The 3,776-nt window shown below is 31.7% G+C and carries 4 protein-coding genes; 1 reads left to right on the top strand and 3 read right to left on the bottom strand.

The genetic code is table 11. From position 1 onward, the window contains the following. Positions 1 to 926, bottom strand: a 926-nt coding sequence (locus tag ACH2BG_RS05320; RefSeq protein ID WP_395046680.1) for a 2-isopropylmalate synthase, incomplete at its 3' end; no start/stop codon positions are given. 153 nt (positions 927 to 1,079) lie between these two features. Here ACH2BG_RS05320 and ACH2BG_RS05315 point away from each other — a divergent pair. Beyond that, positions 1,080 to 2,624, top strand: a complete 1,545-nt coding sequence (locus ACH2BG_RS05315) for a hypothetical protein (protein WP_395046679.1) — start codon at positions 1,080 to 1,082, stop codon at positions 2,622 to 2,624. A 14-nt stretch (positions 2,625 to 2,638) separates the two neighbouring features. On the opposite strand, the gene ACH2BG_RS05310 is transcribed toward ACH2BG_RS05315, so the two are convergent. Together ACH2BG_RS05310 and ACH2BG_RS05305 are read right to left on the bottom strand one after the other, a co-directional pair. Continuing rightward, positions 2,639 to 2,863 (bottom strand): hypothetical protein, encoded by a 225-nt coding sequence (locus ACH2BG_RS05310; protein WP_309756953.1) that lies wholly within the window; start codon positions 2,861 to 2,863, stop codon positions 2,639 to 2,641. Between the two features lie 331 nt (positions 2,864 to 3,194). Then, positions 3,195 to 3,776: alpha-ketoacid dehydrogenase subunit beta (locus tag ACH2BG_RS05305; protein ID WP_395046678.1), on the bottom strand; the 582-nt coding region annotated here is incomplete at its 5' end.

Genomic DNA, 3,776 nt, shown 5'->3' with positions numbered 1-3,776 from the left:
GCCCTGTTTTTGATGACACCATCCTGATGAATTCCGGAGCTGTGTGCAAATGCGTTTGCTCCAACAATTGCTTTATTTGGTTGCACCATCATTCCCATACTTTCAGATACTAGCCTGCTCATTTCGTTGATCTGACGTGTATTAATATTAGTATCTAAGTTTAAATAAGGATGTTGCTTAAAAATCATAACTACTTCCTCAAGTGCCGTATTACCTGCTCTTTCTCCTATTCCGTTGATGGTACATTCTATTTGTCTGGCACCGTTTATGGCTCCAGCGATAGAATTTGCTGTGGCCATTCCTAAATCATTGTGGCAGTGGCAAGACAAGACCACATTATCAATCCCTCTAACATTTTCTTTCAAATATTTAATTTTTGCTCCATATTCCTCTGGCAAGCAATATCCTGTAGTATCTGGAATATTTAGAACAGTAGCACCTGATTTAATCGCTTCCTCACAGACTCGAGCTAGAAAATCATTGTCAGTTCTACCTGCATCTTCAGCATAAAATTCAACATCTTCAACATAGGATTTAGCATGTGAAACAGCATATTTGGCTCTAGCAATAATGTCTTCTCGGGTAGTATTTAATTTGTATCGAATGTGTGAATCAGAGGTGCCAATTCCGGTATGGATTCTAGGTCTTTTGGCATGTTTTAGAGCTTGAGCAGCTATATCTATGTCATTTTTAACGGCCCTTGTCAAGCCGCAAACAATGGCATTTTTAACAACTTTACTGATTTCTGAAACAGATAAAAAATCTCCTGGACTTGAAACCGGAAAACCAGCCTCAATAATATCTACTCCCATTTCGTCTAATCGATTTGAAATAACTAGTTTTTGGTTGGTATCTAACTTACATCCTGGAACTTGTTCGCCGTCTCTTAAAGTGGTATCAAAAATTTGAACTTTCTCTCTATTCATTTTCATTTATTTAGTGTAATTTCACAACCCTAAACAAAAATATCTTTCATTAAGTTATTAAGAAACTCCATTTAATGAAATATACTGCTTATAAAGCAATTGTTAAGCTTATAAAAACCTGATTAACAACAAACTAAGCTAACTTATTTTACAATGGCTAACCATCAAAAAGATTTCTTATTCGTATTAATTAAATCCCTTTCAAAATCTGAAAAAAGACAATTCAAGATTTTTGCCAGCAGATTAGAAACGAGTTCAAATACAAAATTTATTGAACTATTTAATATTCTTGACAAATCGGATGCCTATGATGAGAAGCTAATTTTGAAAAGTGGTATCATAAAAAAAGTGCAATTATCGAATTTAAAATCCTATTTGTACAAGCAAATTTTAGTGAGTATTCGATTGAATATTCCTAGTCAGAATATGCGTTACCAAATTCGTGAACAAATTGATTTTGCAGCTATTTTATACAACAAAGGATTGTATAGGCAAAGTCTAAAAATTTTAGATAAAACTAAAATACTCGCTTTAGAAAATGACGAAAAACTAATGGCATATGAAATTGTAGAATTCGAAAAACTAATCGAATCACAATATATTACTCGAAGTATTCAAGGTCGTGCTGACGAATTAGTGGTGCAAGCCAAGGAATTAAGTTACAGAAATACTATTTCGAGTAAATTGTCTAATTTATCGTTGCAATTGTATGGTATTATGTTGAAAACTGGCTACGTAAAAACGGATGCCGAATTCACTTATATCGATGATTATTTTAGAAAACATATTTCAAAATTCGATCAATCAAAATTTGGCTTCCGTGAAAAATACTGGTTCTATAATGCAAATTTGTGGCGAAGTTTTTTGGTACAAGATTTTTTATCGTGCTACAAATATGCTTTAAAATGGGTGACGCTCTTTTATGATACTCCAAGTATGATATATTTGAATCCTGTATTTTTTCTAAAAGGGAACCATTATTTGTTGGAGTCTTTGTACATGCTGAAATACAAATCTAAGTTCAAAAAATATTTGGTTTTATTAGAAGAAACAACAAAAGATCCTCGCTTTCCAGTAAACGATAATATTGCTTCCCTATCCTTTTTATATTTGTACAATAACAAACTAAACTTCCATATTCTAGAAGGTACATTTATTGAAAGTGAATACCTAATCCCTGAAATTTTAGCAAAATTAAAAACGCATAGTGAGCATCTTGACGAGCATCACGAAATGTTGTTTTATTACAAAATTGCCTCTATTTATTTTGGCACCGAAAAATATGCCGAATGTATTTTGTACTTAGAAAAAATCATCAACAACAAAAATCTTTCTATGCGAGAGGATTTAATGTGTTTTTCGAGACTACTTTGTTTGATTGCACATTATGAATTGGGTAAGGATTACTATTTAGAAAATCAACTCAAAAACACGTACAAGTTTTTACTTAAAATGAATGATTTGCATGAAGTGCAAAAAGAAATCATCAAGTTTTTAAAAAGTTTAAACTCCATTTATCCAACAGATATCAAAAAGGAGTTTGTAAAAATGAGAGCACGTTTTATCGAACTGGAGAAAAACACCTATGAAAAAAGAGCTTTTTTATATCTAGATATTATTTCTTGGCTGGAAAGCAAAATCGAAAACAAAAAAATTAGCGATATTATTAAGGAAAAAGCAAAATTGAGTAATCGTTAAGAAGGAAACAGATGCTATTCTATTTCTTTCCTACCTCTAATAATATCATCAAATGCAGCGCACTTTACAAATTCTTGTTCACCTTCGATAATCATTGGCAAAAATACAAATTCAACTTCTGATAAATCTTCTTTCAGGTAAAAAGCCATATCGTCTAGTTTGTAAAACCATTCTTTATCAAATTGAATTTTAGGAATGGTGGCATCTTTAATGAGTAATTTTTCTTTTAGTGGCTTCATTATAGTTTGATAATATTATTTTTCAAAAATAAAATATCAAATAATAATGCCCAAATTATGGAGCGAATTTATTTTTAAACATTGTATTTAAACAAAATGTAAAATGCTATACTATATAAAAAAATAATGCGTTTAACAAAAGAGTATTATTCATAAGTAATTAAAAACAAATACCATGAACGGATTTTTTAAAACTATTATAGCGGGCTACGGTGCTAAAAAACTAGGTGGTGGCTGCTTTGGCACCATTCTTATTTTTATAATTATTTATTGGATATTAGGTTATTTTTAGAATTAAAATACTAAAAATAACCTAACTATTAAATTACAACTAATATAACAAGAGTTCTTTCAGATCATTTTCAAAACGACCTTTTGGCAAATATTGATCTTCCAATGCTTTTGTAAAAGGGATGGGTGTGTCTAAACTTGCCACACGTTTTACTGGTGCATCTAAATATTCAAAACATTGTTCCATAATTAGTGCCGAAAGATCACTTGCAATACCACCAAACATGCTGTCTTCCTGATAAATAATAGCTCTGCCCGTTTTCTTTACAGAAGCAAAAATAGCGTCGGTGTCTAAAGGTTGTAAGGTTCTTAAATCCAATAAATCTGCTGAAATTTCAGGATTTTTTGATAAAGTATCTAAAGCCCAATGAACTGCTGCTCCAAAAGCAATAATAGTAACCGAATTCCCTTCTTTCAGTAGCGCTGCTTTTCCTAATGGTAACGTGTAATAATCTTTAGGAACGTCTTGGTAAACGCTTCGGTACAATTGCTTGTGCTCAAAAAACAACACTGGATTTGGATCATTAATAGCCTCATTCAGCAAACCTTTTGCATCATAAGGAAAGGCTGGATAAACTACTTTTAAACCTGGAGTTTTGGTAAACCAAGCCTCATTGGTTTG

Origin of the sequence: Flavobacterium sp., assembly GCF_043779715.1 — a bacterium.
GTDB lineage: Bacteria > Bacteroidota > Bacteroidia > Flavobacteriales > Flavobacteriaceae > Flavobacterium.
The sequence above is the reverse complement of the archived record's forward strand: the minus strand, read 5'-3'. Positions and strand labels throughout refer to the sequence as shown.